The organism is Streptomyces sp. NPDC044064 (genome assembly GCF_056434245.1).
On the sequence record NZ_JBWKFN010000014.1, the window covers coordinates 188,867 to 206,843 of the forward strand.

Annotated in this window: 15 protein-coding genes; 5 read left to right on the forward strand and 10 right to left on the reverse strand. The window is 69.5% G+C overall.

Features of this window, described 5'->3' with window-relative positions:
* Positions 1-11: 11 nt before the first annotated feature.
* The 3 genes from AC07DS_RS23635 to AC07DS_RS23645 are packed head-to-tail and all read right to left on the reverse strand — an operon-like array spanning position 12 to position 4,457.
* Positions 12-824 carry an HAD family hydrolase gene (locus AC07DS_RS23635; RefSeq protein ID WP_479148214.1) on the reverse strand — a complete coding sequence of 271 codons (813 nt, stop codon included), beginning with the start codon at positions 822-824 and terminating at the stop codon, positions 12-14.
* Positions 824-3,271, reverse strand: coding sequence for a phosphoribosyltransferase (locus AC07DS_RS23640; RefSeq protein WP_479148216.1), 2,448 nt, complete (start codon positions 3,269-3,271; stop codon positions 824-826). Before AC07DS_RS23640 ends, AC07DS_RS23635 begins: the two co-directional genes overlap by 1 nt.
* 22 nt (positions 3,272-3,293) lie before the next feature.
* The gene (locus AC07DS_RS23645; RefSeq protein WP_479148218.1) at positions 3,294-4,457 is read right to left on the reverse strand and encodes an HpcH/HpaI aldolase/citrate lyase family protein; all 1,164 of its coding nucleotides are present in this window, start codon (positions 4,455-4,457) and stop codon (positions 3,294-3,296) included.
* A gap of 177 nt (positions 4,458-4,634) precedes the next feature.
* On the opposite strand from AC07DS_RS23645, the gene AC07DS_RS23650 reads away from it, so the two are divergent.
* Positions 4,635-5,474, forward strand: a complete 840-nt coding sequence (locus tag AC07DS_RS23650; protein ID WP_479148220.1) for a TerD family protein — start codon at positions 4,635-4,637, stop codon at positions 5,472-5,474.
* Between the two features lie 25 nt (positions 5,475-5,499).
* On the opposite strand, the gene AC07DS_RS23655 is transcribed toward AC07DS_RS23650, so the two are convergent.
* The 6 genes from AC07DS_RS23655 to AC07DS_RS23680 form a co-directional block, all read right to left on the reverse strand.
* Positions 5,500-6,234 (reverse strand): TerD family protein, encoded by a 735-nt coding sequence (locus tag AC07DS_RS23655; protein ID WP_479148296.1) that lies wholly within the window; start codon positions 6,232-6,234, stop codon positions 5,500-5,502.
* A 147-nt stretch (positions 6,235-6,381) separates the two neighbouring features.
* Positions 6,382-7,527, reverse strand: coding sequence for a DUF475 domain-containing protein (locus tag AC07DS_RS23660; protein ID WP_479148222.1), 1,146 nt, complete (start codon positions 7,525-7,527; stop codon positions 6,382-6,384).
* Positions 7,528-7,576: 49 nt separating this feature from the next.
* Positions 7,577-8,155, reverse strand: coding sequence for a TerD family protein (locus AC07DS_RS23665; RefSeq protein WP_145883343.1), 579 nt, complete (start codon positions 8,153-8,155; stop codon positions 7,577-7,579).
* Positions 8,156-8,261: 106 nt separating this feature from the next.
* Positions 8,262-8,837, reverse strand: coding sequence for a TerD family protein (locus AC07DS_RS23670; protein ID WP_145883342.1), 576 nt, complete (start codon positions 8,835-8,837; stop codon positions 8,262-8,264).
* A gap of 139 nt (positions 8,838-8,976) precedes the next feature.
* A complete protein-coding gene (locus AC07DS_RS23675) occupies positions 8,977-9,435 on the reverse strand; it encodes a peroxiredoxin (RefSeq protein ID WP_145883341.1) in 459 nt (152 codons plus the stop codon).
* A 145-nt stretch (positions 9,436-9,580) separates the two neighbouring features.
* Positions 9,581-10,021 carry a DUF3052 domain-containing protein gene (locus AC07DS_RS23680; protein ID WP_186581706.1) on the reverse strand — a complete coding sequence of 147 codons (441 nt, stop codon included), beginning with the start codon at positions 10,019-10,021 and terminating at the stop codon, positions 9,581-9,583.
* A 407-nt stretch (positions 10,022-10,428) separates the two neighbouring features.
* Between AC07DS_RS23680 and aceE the strand changes: the two genes are divergently transcribed.
* Positions 10,429-13,176: a pyruvate dehydrogenase (acetyl-transferring), homodimeric type gene (aceE, locus tag AC07DS_RS23685; protein WP_479148225.1), complete on the forward strand. Its 2,748-nt coding sequence runs from the start codon at positions 10,429-10,431 to the stop codon at positions 13,174-13,176.
* 77 nt (positions 13,177-13,253) lie between these two features.
* The gene (locus tag AC07DS_RS23690) at positions 13,254-13,997 is read left to right on the forward strand and encodes a potassium channel family protein (protein ID WP_479148226.1); all 744 of its coding nucleotides are present in this window, start codon (positions 13,254-13,256) and stop codon (positions 13,995-13,997) included.
* A 318-nt stretch (positions 13,998-14,315) separates the two neighbouring features.
* Here the strand turns inward: AC07DS_RS23690 and AC07DS_RS23695 are convergent, their stop codons facing one another.
* The gene (locus tag AC07DS_RS23695) at positions 14,316-15,935 is read right to left on the reverse strand and encodes an MFS transporter (protein WP_479148228.1); all 1,620 of its coding nucleotides are present in this window, start codon (positions 15,933-15,935) and stop codon (positions 14,316-14,318) included.
* A gap of 67 nt (positions 15,936-16,002) precedes the next feature.
* Here AC07DS_RS23695 and AC07DS_RS23700 point away from each other — a divergent pair, with 67 nt between their 5' ends.
* Entirely contained in the window at positions 16,003-16,629 is a 627-nt protein-coding gene (locus AC07DS_RS23700; protein WP_479148230.1) for a TetR family transcriptional regulator, read from the forward strand.
* A 92-nt stretch (positions 16,630-16,721) separates the two neighbouring features.
* Positions 16,722-17,939 (forward strand): alpha/beta hydrolase, encoded by a 1,218-nt coding sequence (locus tag AC07DS_RS23705; RefSeq protein ID WP_479148232.1) that lies wholly within the window; start codon positions 16,722-16,724, stop codon positions 17,937-17,939.
* The last annotated feature ends 38 nt before the right edge of the window (positions 17,940-17,977 follow it).

The window sequence follows — 17,977 nt, forward strand, 5'->3', positions numbered from 1 at the left end:
GACCGTGCGGGTCAGGCCTTCGGACGGGAGGCCCGCAGGAACTCCCGTACGATCCGCTCCCCGGCCAGCACGCCACGTTCGGGGAGCGCGCTGATCTCCGGTGCGCTCCAGCCGCTGTCCGCCAGCTCGCCGTGGCCGGGGCGCCAGCCGCGGTCGGCTGCCAGCAGCAGGTCGGCGTCGAGCAGGGAGTCGCCGGCGGCCAGCGTGAGGTGGGCGCCGGTGCGCCGGGCCACCTCGCGTACGGCCGCGCTCTTGGTGAGCGGCTTGGGGACGGCGTAGATCTTGCGGCCCTGGAGCGAGACCGTCCAGCCCAGGTTCTCCGCCCAGGCCGCCAGCTCCTTCACCCACTCCTCGGGCAGCAGCTCGCGTTCCACGACGAGATAGGCGAACAGGTCCTCGGCGACCCGGTGCTTACGCACCCAGAGGGGGTCGGCGGTGGCCGTCAGATGCTCGCGGACCTCCTCCAGCGGCGCGCACTCCTCGGCGAGTCTGGCCAGCACCTGTGCGTGCCAGTCCTGGTCCGTGACGCCGTCGACCAGCAGGTGCCCGCCGTTGGCGCAGATCGCGTAGGCCGGCTGCGGGCCGGGCAGGTTGATGCGCTGGTACTGCTTGCGGGTGCGGGTCGTGGTCGGCACGAAGACGGCTGCGTCACCGAGGTCGGTCAGCAGCTGGGCGGCCGTCTCGGTCATGTAGGACAGCGGCCTGCTCTCGTGGACCTCGACGCACAGCAGCCGGGGCGCCCGCGCGTCCGGCATGGTCAGCGCGAGGGCCGCCGAGGAGTAGATCAGCGTACGGTCGAGATCGCTCGCCACCAGCACCGGCATCAGACGTTCACCGCCTTGCCGTCGGCGCCCGTGGCACCCCGGGTGTACTTGGGGTGGATCAGACCCACGCAGGTGTACGGCAACTCGCCGACCTCCTCCACCGGAACCCCTCTCTGCTCGGCCAGCAGCCGTACGTGGTCGAGGTCGGCGCCCGCACCGGCCTTGGCCAGAATCTTCCATGGCACCCGGCGCAGCAGCACCCGGGTGGTCTCGCCGACGCCGGGCTTGACCAGGTTGACGTCGTGGATGCCGTACTCCTCGCTGATCCGCTCGACGGCCCGCCAGCCCTCCCAGGTCGGGGTGCGGTCCTCGGCCATCAGCTCCTTGGCCGCCGCGTCGACGGTGTCGGCGACCTCGGGGAAGCAGGCGGAGACGGCGTCGAGGAAGGCCACGGAGACGTCGGCGCCGGCGAGTTCGCGGTAGAACTTCGCGCCGTGGAAGTCGTCCGGGCCGACCAGGTCCGCACGCAGAACCGTACGGGATATGAGCCCGGACACGGTCGAGTTGAGGCAGGCGGACGGGATGAGGAAGTCCTCGCGGGTGCCGTAGGTACGCACGCACGAGCCCGGGTCGGCGAGTACGGCGATCTCCGGGTCGAAGCCGGTGACGCCCTCCTTGTCCTCGAACTCCTCGATGGCCTGGGCGAGTTCGCGGGTGATGGCGCCCTTGCCCGTCCAGCCGTCGACGAAGACGACGTCCCGGGGGTCGTGGTGGGCGGCCAGCCAGCGCAGGGCGTTGGCGTCGATGCCGCGGCCGCGGACGATCGAGACGGCGTAGTGCGGGAGTTCGAGGCCGTGCCGGAACCGGGCCCAGCGGCGCATGAGCACGCCGACCGGGGTGCCCGCGCGGGCCAGGGAGACCAGCACCGGGCGGGGCGACCGCTCGGCGATGACGGTCTCGGTCACGACACCGACGGCCTGGGCGATCCGTGCGGCGGAGGCGTCCAGGGCGCTGTGGAACAGCTCCTGGTACTGCTCGCTGGGCTGGTACTCGACCGGCAGCGACTCGGCGTAGTGGGCGCCGCCGCTCTGGATGGCCTCCTCGCGCTCCTCGGTCGGCGCCTCCAGGGTCACGTCCGAGAGGTCCTGCAGCAGCCAGCCGACCTCTTCGGGGGCGTACGAGGAGAAGGCGGGGCCGCGGAGGGGCTCGGGCAGCATGGCCGGCCTTTCGGGAGAGGAGAGGGGCTCGGGGGCGTACGAGGGGACGACCGCGAGCAGGACGCACGGGGTGTGGGCGGTCAGGCGGGCCGGCAGACCGTCGGGGGCGTGCAGCGCGGGGGTGTCGGCGACCGAGTCGACCACGGCGACGACGGCGTCGAAGCCGGCGCCGGCGACGTTGTAGGCGTACCGCTCACCGGGGCCGTCGGCCGGGTCGTCGTGGGCGGGGAAGACCAGGCGGGTGCGTATCGCGTAGCCGGGGTCGTCGACCGCGAGGACGGGCGAGCGGGTGGTGGTGGAGAAGCGCACCTCGGCCGGGATCATCTGCTCCAGTTCGCCGGCGATCCGCAGCGGGGCGTACATCAGCTCCTCGAAGCCGAGCACGAGCACCCGCCGGGCGTCGGCGGGCAGCGCCTCGGCGACCCGCGCGGCCATGGCGGGCAGCGCTGCCTCCAGCCGGGCCCGGTGGGCGGGGGTGAACCCGTGCCGGCCGCCGTCGGGCAGGCCGGTGGGCCAGCGGAGGTCGACGCGGGCGATCCGGCCGTACGACGGCTCGGATGCCTCCTGGACGGGCTCGTGCCGGGCGACCAGCTCCTGCCCCTTCTCCAGCACGCCCTCCGGCAGCCGTACGGTCCCGGTCGCGGCCGCGACGAGGTCCACCCGGGCGCCGATCTCGGTGGCGAACCGCTCCAGGCGGGCGGTGTCTTCGGCCGAGCGCATGTCCACCAGGGCGACCACCACATACCGCTGCCGCGGATAGCGTTCATGCAGGTCACGGATGGTGTTGAGGACCGTGTTCCCGGTGGAGAACTCGTCGTCGACCAGGACCAGCGGGCCATCTCCGGCCAGGAGCGCCGCGTCCTCGGGGAGCAGCAGGTGGGAGGTGGCGTGCGAGTGGGACTCCTCGAAGCCGCCCGCCCGGGCGACCCCGGCCACCGGGCGACGCGTGGAGTGCAGGTACGGGGCGAGACCCAGGCCGTCGGCGACCGAGTGGCCGAGTCCGGTGGCGGTCTCCGCGTAGCCGAGGACGACCGCCGAGGCGGTCTCCGTCTCGCCGAGCAGCTCGCGGACCCGGCGGCCGAGGCGGAAGCCGTGGCCGTAGACCACGGACGGCGACTGCGGTACGTGCTTGCCGAGCACGTGTGAGACCAGCAGGTGGGCCCGCTTGGGGTTGCGGCGCAGCGCCAGCCCGAGCAGGTCCCGGAGCCCGTCGTCGCCCTCCAGTCCGACTCCGAGCCGCTCGGCGACCCAGGTGCCGGACCAGACCCCGTCGTTCACTGCGTTCTTCATGCGTTCCTTGGGTTGAAGAGGGTCAGCCGGGTATGCCGGCGGCGAGCAGCTCCACGAAGCCGACGTCCTCGCGTGCGACGCCGAAGACCTCGGCGCGGAGCAGGGTCCGCTCGGCCCAGGCGCGATGCGGCTTCACTTCATTCATCTTGTTCGTGTAGGCCGACCGGAGTACACCCCCGCCGCCGCGTTCCGGCCGCAGAATGTCCTGGGCGTCACTGAACTCCTCGTGACTGACCACGGACAGTGCGTGCACGGGCAGCACATGGGAGGGGTGGATGCAGGTCTTGCCGAGCAGGCCGTTGGCCTGGTCCAGGGAGATCTCGCGCAGCAGGCCGTCCATCGCGTGCTCGATGAGCTTCTCGCGCAGCTCGACGGCCTGGACCTCCAGGAACGGGCTCTGCCGCAGCTGCGGCTTGAACATGCGCTCGGGGACCCGGAAGTACTCCCAGACCGGCCCGGTCACGGTGAAACCGGTGCCGTCCGCACGCCCGAGCATGTTGACCACGTCGGCGATCACGGAGGCGACGACCTGGACGTCGTAGGCGGTCATGTCGGGGGCCCGGCGCAGGCCGTAGGAGGAGCAGAAGTCGGTGACGCCGAGGCGCAGGGCCAGCACACGGTCGCGGAACTTGTCGACCGCGCGGGCGATGCCCTCCAGGGTGTCCACCCGGGACTCGCGGTACAGCAGCTCGGGCGACTCCAGGACGGGCATGGCGAACAGCCGGCGCCCGCTCTCGGCCTCGGCGGCGGCGAGGGCCTCCAGGAACGGGAGGCCGCGCTCCTCGGTGAACTTCGGCATGACGAACCCGGACAGCAGCCGCGCACTGGCGCCGAGGCGTCGCACCAGGTCGGGGATCTGCTCGGGGGCGCGCACCCGGATGAAGAGCAGGGGTGGTTCCGCGCCCGCGCGGTCGAGGTCGGCGAACTGCCGGACGAGGTTCTCCTCGCCGGCCACGACGTCCGCGTCGTCGATCGAGTCCTCCAGGCACAGCACCATCGAGACCACGCCGTTGCCGGTCTGCTTGACGATGTCGTCGGCCAGCCGCGGCCGGGTCGCCGGGCTGTAGAGCGTGGCGCCCAGGGCCGCGGAGAGCAGCCGGGCCGGGGAATCGACGGTGAACGCGCACGGCTCCTGATGGAACAGGCGCTGCCGCACCTCGGGGGCGATGTGCCCGAAATGACGCATATGGCTCCTCAGTGCGCGCAAGCCGAGCTTGTGGATTGGGTAAAGGGTGGCCGGTAATAGTACGTAGGGATCCATGTCGAAGGTTCCCCTCGGGCATGAATTTCCGGTAACTCACCCGTGTCGGCGCCGACACCCCCCGCATTGTCGTGGCCAGGACCAAGAAGGCAGGATGACCACATGACGCACGCGATGCTGAAGGGGTCGAACGTCCCGCTCGAAGCCAACACGGTGCGCGCCGTGCTGCGCTGGACCCCCGGACAGGGGGTCCCGGACGTGGACGCCTCGGCGCTGCTGCTGGGCACCGACGGCCGTGTGCGCTCCGACGAGGACTTCGTCTTCTACAACCAGCCCCGGCACCCTTCGGGCAAGGTCTGGCGACTGGGCAAGAAGCGGATCACCGAGGGCCTGACCGACACCATCCAGTCAGATCTCTCCGGGGTCGAGCCCGGCGTCGGCCGCATCCTGCTGGTCGCCTCCGCGGACGGCGAGCCCTTCGACCGCGTCCCGGCCCTGTGCATCGTGCTGTACGACGCCGCCGTCGTCGACGGCGAGCCGCTGGCCCACTTCGAGATCACGCCGGAGACGGGCGCGGAGACCGCAATGATCTGCGGCGAGCTGTACCGGCGCGGGGAGGGCTGGAAGTTCCGCGCGCTGGGCGAGGGCTACTCGAACGGCCTGAAGGGCCTCGCCACGGACTTCGGCATCTCGGTGGACGAGTCGGAGCCGGAGGAGGAGGCGCACCAGCCCCTGCCCCTGCCCGAGACCACATCTCAGCCGCTGCCCGAGACCACGTCCCAGCCACTGCCCCCCGAGCTGCCGACGACGGTCCCGACCCAGTCGGCCTACGGCTACCCGCAGCCCGTGTCGGCGCAGCAGCCGGCCTACGGCTACCCCCAGCCGACGTCACCGCAGCAGCCGGCCTACGGCTATCCCCAGCCCCAGCCCCAGCCGGCCCTGACGGCCCCGGATCCGAACTTCCGGCTGCCCCCTCAAGGGCCGCAGTTCATCGGCCGCTAGGGTCGGCCGGCCCAGGGGCGCGGCGTCACTTCTCCACCTTGGACTTGTACCCGCGCCCCCAGGTCAGCCCCCACCCGTACAACCGGTCCAGCTCCCCCTGGAACCCGTACACGAACTTCACCTCGCGCCGGACGATCAGCTCCCCCTTCACGTTCTCGATCATCACGACCGCGCATGACCGGGCCTGGGGATGCCGCTCGTCCAGGCCTATCTCGATACGAGGCCCGTTGCTCGGGTAGAGAGTCACGATCGCGTGCGTACGGTCGAAGGCGGGCGTCTGGTCGTAGATGTACACGAAGACCAGCAGCCTCTTGATCGCGTCCCGGTGGTCCAGGTTGATGTACATCGTCTCGCCCGACGCCGATCCGAACCGGTCGTCCCCGCTGAGCTTGATGTACGGCGGTGCGTTGACATCGCCGAGGTAGCCGCCGAGCGGCTGGACGACCCCCTTGGTGCCGTCGGTCAGCTCGTACAGACAGCCCAGGTCGAGGTCGACGTTGACCATGCTCTGCCCGTGCCCGAGCACCTCCGGCGGCTTGAGCGCCTTGAAGGGGTGCCGGAAGAGGCTGGTGCGCTGGTTGCTGTCGAAGTCGGTGGTCCGCATCCGCCAGGTCAGGTTGACGCGCAGATGGCCGGTGGCCGCGTCCTGCTTGGTGAGCGACACCTGGTGATGGCGCCCGGTCAGCTCGATCGCGTTGCTCGCCGCGCTGCCCGAGTCGAACTCGGCCCGGCCGCCCCGCAGCCCGTCGAAGAACCCCATTCCCGCCCCCACGTACTCGTCCCGAACGCCGTCGGGGCGGCCGACCACGTCGGCCGCCCCGAACAGAGCGTTCCTCACCGGACGGGGTGTCACACCCCGTCACGTCCCTGATCTTGCCCGTAAGGGGCGCTCAGGGGTCGCCGGACGTCAGACGCCGGACGGGATCTCGGCCTTCTCGTCCGAGCCCGCTTCACCCTCCGCGGCCGCCAGTGCGCGGTTGCGGCGGACCGAGGACCAGAAGGACCATGCGATCAGGACGACGCCGACGAGACCGGTGATGACCTCGTTGATCTCGTACCGGATGGTGACCATGAGGATCACGGCCAGGGCGCCGATCGCGTAGTGGGCGCCGTGCTCCAGGTAGACGTAGTCGTCGAGGGTGCCCTGGCGGACCAGGTAGACCGTCAGCGAACGGACGTACATCGCGCCGATGCCGAGGCCCAGCGCCATCAGGACGATGTCGTTGGTGATGGCGAAGGCGCCGATCACACCGTCGAAGGAGAAGGAGGCGTCCAGGACCTCGAGGTAGAGGAACATGAAGAACGCGGCCTGGCCGGCCAGGACCACCGGAGAACGATTCTTCCCGGTGCGGGCGGCCTCTTCCTCCTCCTCGTGCTCGCGCTCCTCCTCTTCCTCGAGCTTGTCCTCGAAGTAGCCGGAGAGACCACCGACGATCATGTACGTGATCAGGCCGGCGATGCCGGCGATCAGGACCGTCTGCGCCTTGTCGACGTGGGCGCCGCCGTGCTGGTGGGCGTGGGTGGCGAAGGTGAAGGAGGTGATGAGCAGGACGATCAGGGAGATGCAGACCGACAGCATGTCGACCTTGCCGAGCTTGGCCAGGGGCCGCTCGATCCAGCGCAGCCACTGGATGTCCCGGTCCTCGAAGATGAAGTCGAGGAAGATCATCAGCAGGAACATGCCACCGAAGGCCGCGATCGCCGGGTGGGCGTCCGTGACCAGCTCCTGGTAGCGGTCCTTGTTGTTGAGAGCGAGGTCGACGGCCTCGATCGGGCCCATCTTGGCGCTGATCGCGACGATGACGACGGGGAAGACCAGCCGCATGCCGAAGACCGCGATGAGGACGCCGACCGTGAGGAAGATCTTCTGCCAGAAGGCGTTCATCTTCTTCAGGATTCCGGCGTTGACCACCGCGTTGTCGAACGAGAGCGAGATCTCCAGGACGGAGAGGATCGCCACGATGCCGAAGGCCTCCCACCCCCCGTAGAGGACCGCAGCGACCAGACCGATCGCGGTGACCGCGAACGACCAGCCGAAGGTTTTCAGAAGCACTGGCTACCCCATCGTGTTGGTACGGGTCTCCCCCGCGCCGTACTCAGCTTTACGAAACGTTGACTCCGAAGTCTAGAGCGATGCCGCGCAGCCCGGACGCGTACCCCTGCCCCACCGCACGGAACTTCCATTCGCCCTGGTAGCGGTAGAGCTCTCCGAAGATCATGGCGGTTTCGGTGGAGGCGTCCTCGCTGAGGTCGTAGCGGGCCAGCTCCTGGCCGTCGGCCTGGTTGACCACGCGGATGAAGGCGTTGGAGACCTGTCCGAAGGTCTGGCCGCGCTCGTCGGCCAGGTGGATGGAGACGGGGAAGATGACCTTCTCGCACTGGAGCGAGACCTTGGTCAGGTCCACCAGGATCGATTCGTCGTCGCCCTCGCCCTCACCGGTGAGGTTGTCGCCGGTGTGCTCGACCGAGCCGTCGGGGCTGGTGAGCTGGTTGTAGAACACGAACCACTCGTCGCCCAGCACCCGGTTCCCGGCGCCGCACAGCAGGGCGCTGGCGTCCAGGTCGAAGGGGGCGCCGGTGGTGGAGCGCGCGTCCCAGCCGAGTCCGATCAGGACGTTGGTGAGGTTCGGTGCGGCTTTGGAGAGGGAGACGTTGCCTCCCTTGGCGAGCGTGACGCCCATGATGCTGGTCCTCCCCTTGTGGTGCTTCTTTGGTTGTCCTGCGCGTCCGGCGCCGCCCGTAAACGGTGCGGCGCCGGACGGTATGGGCGTCGGAACCCTGCTGGGATCAGACGTTGACGCCGAAGTCCTGGGCGATGCCGCGCAGCCCCGAGGCGTACCCCTGGCCGATGGCGCGGAACTTCCACTCCGGGCCGTTCCGGTACAGCTCGCCGAAGACCATGGCGGTCTCGGTCGAGGCGTCCTCGCTCAGGTCGTAGCGGGCGATCTCCTGCCCGCCCGCCTGGTTGACGACGCGGATGAACGCGTTGCGGACCTGCCCGAAGGACTGCTGGCGGTTCTCGGCGTCGTAGATCGAAACCGGGAAGACGATCTTGTCCACGTCGGCCGGGACGCCGGCCAGGTTGACCTTGATCTGTTCGTCGTCGCCCTCGCCCTCACCGGTGAGGTTGTCACCGGTGTGCTCCACGGAGCCGTCGGGGCTCTTGAGGTTGTTGAAGAAGACGAAGTGCTGGTCGCTCGCGACCTTGCCGGAAGTGTTCAGCAGCAGCGCACTGGCATCGAGGTCGAAGTCGGTGCCGGTCGTGGTGCGCACGTCCCACCCCAGACCGACGATGACGGCGGTCAGGCCCGGGGCCTCCTTCGTCAGCGATACGTTGCCGCCCTTGCTGAGGCTGACTCCCACGAGTCCTCCATGTGGTGTCCAGGGGCGGGGAGCCCCGTCGTGCTCGGATATGGGATCAACGTGCCGATCCTAGTGACGGGTTCCCGCCCCCCGCAGACCCTGGACCCGATGACTCACAGGTGTCGGCCCCGAGGCCGGATCACAGGGTGTCGAGCGCCTTCACGTACTCGCTCAGGTCGCGCGCGTCCGGCAGGCCGTTGATCACGGTCCACCGCACGACGCCCTCCTTGTCGATGATGAAGGTGCCGCGGACGGCGCAGCCCTTGTCCTCGTCGAAGACGCCGTAGGCGCGCGAGACGTTGCCGTGCGGCCAGAAGTCGCTGAGCAGCGGATACTCCAGACCCTCCTGCTCGGCGAAGACGCGCAGGGTGTGGATGGAGTCGTTGGAAACGGCGAGCAGCTGGGTGTCACGGTCCGAGAACTGCGGCAGGTTGTCGCGCAGCTCACACAGCTCGCCGGTGCACACGCCGGTGAAGGCGAAGGGGTAGAAGAGCACCACCACGTTCTTCTCGCCGCGGAAGTCGGAGAGCTTCACGGTGCGGCCGTGGTTGTCCTTGAGCTCGAAGTCGGGCGCCTTGTCGCCGACCTGGATCGCCATCGTCCTGCATCCCTTCGGTGGGCTGATCGGGTGAGAGCGTGCAAACGCTCGGAACCACCCTACGCAGCGATCACCGCGGGTCCAGCGCGGACTTTCGGACGGGCCGGGTATCCCCGGCCCGTCCGATGCCCTTGGGACGAGGCGTCTACTTCTTGCCGGACTTCGCGGCCTTCGGCGTCGCCAGACGCGAGCCGCTCCAGTCCTTGCCGACGCTGACGCTCTTGGACGCGGTCAGACCGGCAGTCGTCGCGGCCTCCGAGATGTCGCTCGGCTCCACGTACCCCGTACGGCCGGTCTTCGGCGTGAGCAGCAGGATGGCGCCGCCCTCTTCGATGTACGTGGTGGCATCGACGAGTACATCGGTCAGGTCGCCGTCCTCGTCACGGAACCACAGCACGACGGCGTCGGCCACGTCGTCGTAGTCCTCGTCCATCAGGTCGCCTTCGATGGCTTCCTCAATGGCCTCGCGGAGCTCCTGATCGACGTCGTCGTCGTAGCCGATCTCCTGGACCACCTGCCCGGGCTGGAACCCCAGCCTGGCGGCAGGGTTCGTCCGCTCCTCCGCGTGGTCCGCGGTCGCGCTCACGGGTTGCCTCCTGATCATGTTTTGGTGAATGTCTCAGCCACGCGCGTGCGCGAAGCATTGGCCGTAGTCCACACGGGCGGGACGGATCGCGCAAGTACCCGGCCGTTCAGACCGCCGAAACGGTGACGTTCCCGGCCGTGTCGCCGCAACTTCTGGCACCGTACCCCGATTCACCATGACCCACATCACACCGATGCGCCCGGTTTGCGCCGTTCGGAATCATCCGGCACTACGACCCTCGAACAAGTTTGCCAAGTCCGTCACAGCCCGGGCGTATCGTTGCGTTTTGGCCGGACCCACGCCTTGGTTACCCCACGGTAGAGATGACGTGGGCCTTCCCGAGGTACACGATGGGGATCGGTGTAGGCAGTAGGAAAAAAGTGGCCCTCTGACAGGTAAGGAACAGCGTGGCTTCCGGATCCGATCGCAATCCGATCATCATTGGCGGCCTTCCGAGTCAGGTTCCTGACTTCGATCCCGAAGAGACCCAGGAGTGGCTCGACTCCCTCGACGCCGCCGTGGACGAGCGCGGCCGTGAGCGGGCCCGCTACCTCATGCTGCGCCTGATCGAGCGGGCCCGCGAGAAGCGCGTGGCCGTGCCCGAGATGCGCAGCACGGACTACGTCAACACGATCCCCACCCGGGCCGAGCCGTTCTTCCCCGGCAACGAGGAGATCGAGCGCCGGATCCTCAACGCGACCCGCTGGAACGCGGCCGTGATGGTCTCGCGCGCGCAGCGCCCCGGGATCGGCGTCGGCGGCCACATCGCCACCTTCGCGTCCTCCGCCTCCCTGTACGACGTGGGCTTCAACCACTTCTTCCGCGGCAAGGACGAGGGCGACGGCGGCGACCAGGTCTTCTTCCAGGGCCACGCCTCCCCCGGCATCTACGCGCGCGCGTACATGCTCGACCGGCTCAGCGCGGAGCAGCTCGACGGCTTCCGCCAGGAGAAGTCGAAGTACCCGAACGCGCTGTCCAGCTACCCGCACCCGCGCTCCATGCCGGACTTCTGGGAGTTCCCGACCGTCTCCATGGGCCTCGGCCCGCTGGGCGCGATCTACCAGGCCCGGATGAACCGCTACATGCAGGCGCGCGGCATCGCGGACACCTCCAAGTCGCACGTGTGGGCGTTCCTCGGCGACGGCGAGATGGACGAGCCGGAGTCGCTCGGCCAGCTGACGATCGCCGCGCGCGAGGGCCTGGACAACCTGACCTTCGTCGTCAACTGCAACCTGCAGCGCCTGGACGGCCCGGTGCGCGGCAACGGCAAGATCATCCAGGAGCTGGAGTCGGTCTTCCGGGGCGCCGGCTGGAACGTGATCAAGCTGGTCTGGGACCGCACCTGGGACCCGCTGCTCGCCCAGGACCGCGACGGCGTGCTGGTCAACAAGATGAACACGACCCCGGACGGCCAGTTCCAGACCTACGCCACCGAGTCCGGCGACTACATCCGCCGGCACTTCTTCGGTGACGACCACCGGCTGCGCGCGATGGTCGAGAACATGACCGACGACCAGATCCTGCACCTGGGCCGCGGCGGTCACGACCACCGCAAGATCTACGCGGCCTTCAAGGCGGCCGTCGAGCACAAGGGCCAGCCCACGGTCATCCTCGCGAAGACGATCAAGGGCTGGACGCTGGGCCCGAACTTCGAGGGCCGCAACGCCACGCACCAGATGAAGAAGCTGACGGTCGACGACCTCAAGGGCTTCCGGGACCGTCTGCACCTGCCGATCTCCGACAAGGAGCTGGAGTCCGGCCCGCCGCCGTACTACCACCCGGGCCGGAACTCGGAGGAGATCCAGTACATGCACGACCGGCGCAAGGGGCTCGGCGGGTACGTCCCGACGCGCGTCGTGCGCTCCCAGCCGCTGCAGCTGCCCGACGACAAGACGTACGCGACCGTGAAGAAGGGCACCGGTCAGCAGTCCATCGCCACCACGATGGCCTTTGTCCGGCTCCTCAAGGACCTCATGCGGGACAAGGAGATCGGCCGGCGGTTCGTGCTGATCGCACCGGACGAGTACCGGACGTTCGGCATGGACTCCTTCTTCCCGAGCGCGAAGATCTACAACCCGCTCGGCCAGCAGTACGAGGCGGTCGACCGTGACCTGCTGCTCGCGTACAAGGAGTCGCCGACCGGCCAGATGCTGCACGACGGCATCTCGGAGGCGGGCTGCACGGCCTCCCTGATCGCGGCGGGCTCGGCCTACGCCACGCACGGCGAGCCGCTCATCCCGGTCTACGTCTTCTACTCGATGTTCGGTTTCCAGCGCACCGGCGACCAGTTCTGGCAGATGGCCGACCAGCTGTCGCGCGGATTCGTGCTGGGTGCCACCGCGGGCCGTACGACCCTGACCGGTGAGGGCCTCCAGCACGCGGACGGCCACTCCCAGCTGCTCGCCTCGACGAACCCGGCGTGCGTGGCCTATGACCCGGCCTACTCGTACGAGATCGCGCACATCGTCCAGGACGGCCTGCGCCGGATGTACGGCGGCGACGCCGGGCACCCGCACGGCGAGGACGTCTTCTACTACCTCACCGTCTACAACGAGCCGATCCAGCACCCGGCCGAGCCGGCGAACGTGGACGTCGAGGGCATCCTCAAGGGCATCCACCGGATCAGCGAGGGCGCGGCGGGCTCGGCCCGGGCGCAGATCATGGCGTCCGGTGTCGCGGTGCCGTGGGCGCTGGAGGCGCAGAGGCTCCTCGCCGAGGACTGGAACGTGAAGGCCGACGTCTGGTCGGCGACCTCCTGGAACGAGCTGCGGCGCGAGGCCGTGGCGGTGGAGGAGCACAACCTGCTGCACCCGGAGGAGGAGCAGCGGGTGCCGTACGTGACACAGAAGCTGAGCGGTTCCGAGGGGCCGTTCGTGGCCGTGTCCGACTGGATGCGCTCGGTTCCGGACCAGATCGCCCGGTGGGTGCCCGGCACGTACCAGTCGCTGGGTGCCGACGGCTTCGGCTTCGCGGACACCCGTGGCGCGGCCCGCCGCTTCTTCCACATCGACGCCCAGTCGATCGTGGTGGCGGTGCTGACCGAGCTGGCCCGGGAGGGCAAGGTCGACCGGTCCGTGCTGAAGCAGGCCATCGACCGGTACCAGCTGCTGGACGTCTCGGCGGCGCACCCGGGCGCCGCGGGCGGCGACGCGTAACGCTGTACGGCCTGCGCAGGCCGAGGGCGGTGGAGTTCGATTCTCCACCGCCCTTACGTTTTCCTTACGATGCGGGCATGAAGCAACAATCGGCGCAGGCGCGGTGGGAGCGGCGTACCCAACGGCCCCTGCTGGCGCTGGCCGTGGCCTTCGCCGTCGCGTACGCCGTGCCGATCGTGGACAGTTCCGCGGGGCAGGACCTGACGGTCGTGTGCACGGTGGTGGAGTGGGTGGTCTGGGGCGCGTTCGCCGTGGACTACTTGATACGGCTCACGCTCACGCCCCGGCGCAAGGAGTTCGTGCGGACGCACTGGCTCGACCTGTGCGCGGTGGTGCTGCCCATCCTGCAGCCGCTCAGGCTGTTGCGTCTGGTGTCGACGCTGATGCTGGTGGGGCGGCGGGCCCGGATGGCTCCGCAGATCCGGCTGACGACGTATGTCGTGGGATCCGTGGTCGGGTTGTTGATGTTCGGGTCGCTCGCCGTGCTGTCGGTGGAGCGGGAGTCGCCGAACGGGAACATCCGGACGCTGGGTGATGCGGTGTGGTGGTCCTTCACGACGATGACGACCGTGGGGTACGGGGACCATGCGCCGACGACCGGCCTGGGGCGGATGATCGCGGTCGGGCTGATGCTGTCGGGGATCGCGCTGCTGGGTGTCGTCACCGCGAACATCGCCGCGTGGTTCATCTCTCGGTTCGAAAAGGACGACGTGGAGGAACGGCGTCAGACGGAGGCGATCGCTTCCTTGACGGAGGAGGTCCGGCTGCTGCGAGCTGAAGTAGCCCGGCTGGCCGCGGACCGTGAAGAACAACGGAGTTGAGCCCGCGGCCGCGTACGGTGCTGTGGAGCGGGCGGCACCGGCAACTCCCCAGGGGCGCGGGGCTGCGGTTCATATGCGGCTCCGCCGCGTGGGCGCGACCGGCCCCCACCGGCCCGCAGGCAAAGAAACGAGCCGGAGTTGAACGGCCGAACCGCCGGAGGCGCGCGCAGCCCCCTCCGCAGCGCGCGCCGCGGCCCGGTCGTCCCCCCCCCCATGTCCTGCGGAGGACTTGACCCACTGTGACCTGCGGCGCGTGCCGAGTGCGAGGAATCTTTAGCGGAGTCACCCTGATAGGGGAAATCCGCCCCGGACGGGACCTCAGATGTGGCCGACTCCCGCGCCGGCCTCCGCGTTCTGCCCCCGCTTGGTGAGCAGCGCGACGAGGATGGCGGCCGCCGCCACGCCCGCCGCCACCAGGGACGCGAGGCTCATGCCGGAGATGAACGTGTCATGGGCGACGCCGGTGATCTTCGCGATGATCGGCTCCGGGGTGCCCTTGGCGACCGGGGCCACACCGACCTGAACGGCCTCGGAGGCCTTGTCCAGCTGAGCCGGGGTCAGCGGCGGCAGCCCCGCGCCGGTCCAGTTGCCCGGCAGGTCGCTGTCGACCTTCGAGGCCATCACGGCACCCAGCACGGCCGTACCGAGGCTGCCGCCGATCTGCATGGCCGCCTGCTGGAGGCCGCCCGCCACACCGGAGAGCTCCATGGGCGCGTTGCCGACGATGACCTCGGTGGCGCCGACCATGACCGGCGCGAGGCCGAAGCCGAGGAGGGCGAACCAGATCGACATCACACCGCTGCCGGTGTCGGCCTTCAGCGTCGACATGCCGTACATGGCGATCGCGGTCGCGGCCATGCCGCCGGCCAGCGGGATGCGCGGGCCGAGCTTGGTGATCGCGGCGCCCGCGAGCGGGGAGCCGACGATCATCATGCCGGTGAGGGGCAGCAGGTGCAGACCGGCGGCGATGGGGCTCATGCCGTGCACGTTCTGGAGGTAGAACGTCACGAAGAACAGGCCGCCCATGAAGGCGATCGCCATCAGGACCATCAGCACGACACCCGCGGACAGCGGCACCGAACGGAACAGACCCAGCGGGATCAGGGGTTCGGCGACCCTCGTCTCCCAGAAGGCGAAGAAGGCGAAGAGCAGGACCGAGGCGGTGATGAAGAGCCATGTCCGGCCGGAGCCCCAGCCCCAGCTCGGCGCCTTGATCAGGGCCCACACCAGGCAGAACATCGCGCCGGAGAGCAGGACGATGCCGAGGATGTCGAACGAGCGCGGGGCGTTCTCGGCGCGGTGGTCGCGCAGGATGAGCACACCCAGGACCAGGGCCAGCAGACCGACCGGCACGTTGATGAAGAACACCGACTGCCAGTTGACGTGCTCCACCAGGACGCCGCCGAGGATCGGGCCGCCCGCGGTGGAGGCGCCGATCACCATGCCCCAGATGCCGATCGCCATGTTGAGCTTCTCGGCCGGGAAGGTGGCCCGCAGCAGACCGAGCGCGGCCGGCATCAGCAGCGCGCCGAACAGGCCCTGGAAGACGCGGAACGTGACCACCGCGGCGATGCTGTTCGACAGCCCGATGGCGCCGGACGCGGCGGCGAAGCCGGTCACGCCGATGAGGAAGGTCTGCCGGTGGCCGAAGCGGTCACCGAGCTTGCCCGCGGTGATCAGGGAGACCGCGAGGGCGAGGAAGTACCCGTTGGTGATCCACTGGACGTCGGCGAAGCTCGCCTTGAGGTCCTTCTGGATGGCCGGGTTGGCGATCGCCACGATGGTGCCGTCGAGGGCCACCATCATGACCCCTACGGCGACGGTGATGAGGGTGAGCCACGGGTGCCCGCGCAGCCCCGCGGCCGGGGTCGCCTCCGACGGGGCTGCCGGCGTCTCGTCCTCCGGCCCCGTCGTGTCGATGGTGGTCTGACTAGTCATGCGTTCGAGGCTAGTGACAGCCACTGACAATTGACAAACCAATTCACAAGTCGGTAACTGACACATTATGGAAACACTGCGTGAGCGCAAGAAGCAGCGCACCCGGGACGCCCTGCTGCGCTCCGCCCTCGAACTGTTCACGACCCGCGGCTACGAGCACACGACCGTCGACGAGATCGCCGAGGCCGTAGGCGTCTCGCAGCGCACCTTCTTCCGCTACTTCGCCGGCAAGGAGGACGCGGCGTTCGCCGTCCAGGACCTGGCGGAGGCCCGCTTCGTGGCCGCGGTGCGGGAACGGCCGGCGCACGAGACCCCGATGGAGACGCTGCGGCAGGCCGTGCTGGAGGGCTGGGACGGGCTCAGCGAGGCCGTCGAGGCGGTCGTACCGGTCGAGTTGTACGTGCGCATGTACCGGACCATCGAGTCGACCCCGTCCCTGCTCGCCGCCCATCTGCTGCGCTCCGCGGCCACGGAGGAGACCCTGGCGCGGCTGCTCGCCGAACGGGAGGGCGTCGACGTGGACGCCGACCCGCGACCGCGGCTGGCCGTGGCCGTCTTCGGCGGGGTGATAAGGGTCACCGAGCGGCAGTGGAGCACGGGCGACGACTTCAGCATGGGGGCGATCCGCGAACTCACCGCGTCGTACCTCGATCAGGTGGGTTCCGCGCTCACCGGGAACTGGCGTATCTCCTGAGGTCGTTCGGGGTTCGTTCGACACCTCACGAAACGTGATACCTGTCACTCGGTTACCCCGAGACCCTCCCGTTCTCCTAGTGTGTCCTCCCAGTGACTTCCTTCGACACCTCCCCGCAACTCAACGTCTGGCGCATGCTGCTCGCGCTGGCCGTGGTGTTCGTGATGCTCGCGACCACCGGCTGGACCGCGCTGCGCAGCCACCGGGAAGCGAGCGCGCTGCAGGCCTCGCTCGCCAAGTGGGAGCACGGCAGCATCCACGGCCTGCACCTGCCGGACCCCAAGGGCTCCCCCGCGCGGCTCGCGCACTTCTTCGGCTCGCTCACCCCGCACGAGCAGGACCGCCTCGCCCACCGCTACCCCCTCGCGGTCGGCAACATGAACGGCGCGCCCGTCTCGCTGCGCTACCGCGCCAACCACGTCGCGCTGGACCAGGCGCGCAAGGTCGAGAAGAAGCGCATGCACGACAGCCGGCTCAGCGCGGCCGGGCAGCAGGACGCGGGGCGTCGTATGCACCGCTACGAGTCGCTGCTGAACCCCGGACGGCAGATCCTCGCCTTCGACCCGGAGGGGTCGGGCCGGATCGCCGAGGTCATCGGGAACCTCACCGAGGCCGAGCGGATCTCCGTCGTCGTCCCCGGCGTCGCCACCGACCTGCTCACCTTCCAGCGCACGAACCGCAGGTACAGCGCCCCGGTCGGCATGGCCAAGGCCCTGTACGCGGCAGAGCGGGAGCAGAGCCCCACGACCCGTACGGCCGTGATCGCCTGGGCCGACTACACCGCGCCGGACGGACTCGGTGTGGACGCGGCCACGGGGCTGCGCGCCGCGGAGGGCGCCCTGCGCCTGAACGCGCTGCTGGACGCCCTGCCCGGCAAGGCTCCGGTGTCGATGTTCTGCCACAGCTACGGCTCGGTGGTCTGCGGGGTCGCCGCGCACGGCATGCCCCGCCGGGTGACCGACATAGCGGTGGCCGCGAGCCCCGGGATGCGCGTCGGCAAGGCCTCCGGCCTGGGCACCTCGGCCCGGGTATGGGCGATGCGGGACGCCACCGACTGGGTGCAGGACGTGCCGTACCTGGAGGTCGGCGGGCTCGGGCACGGCGCCGACCCGGTCTCCTCCGCGTTCGGCGCACGGGTGCTGTCGGCGCAGGACGCGCAGGGTCACGCGGGCTATTTCCAGCCGGGCACGGACAGCCTGCGCAACCTCGCCGACATCGGGGTGGGCGCGTACGACGCGGTCACCTGCGCACGCGAGAACGATGCGTGCCGGGCCGGTCTGCCCCGCACGTCGATGGCCCAACGCGCGTAGAAACAGCAGGAAGTGCGGTCTGCGCGGGTGGCGACGGA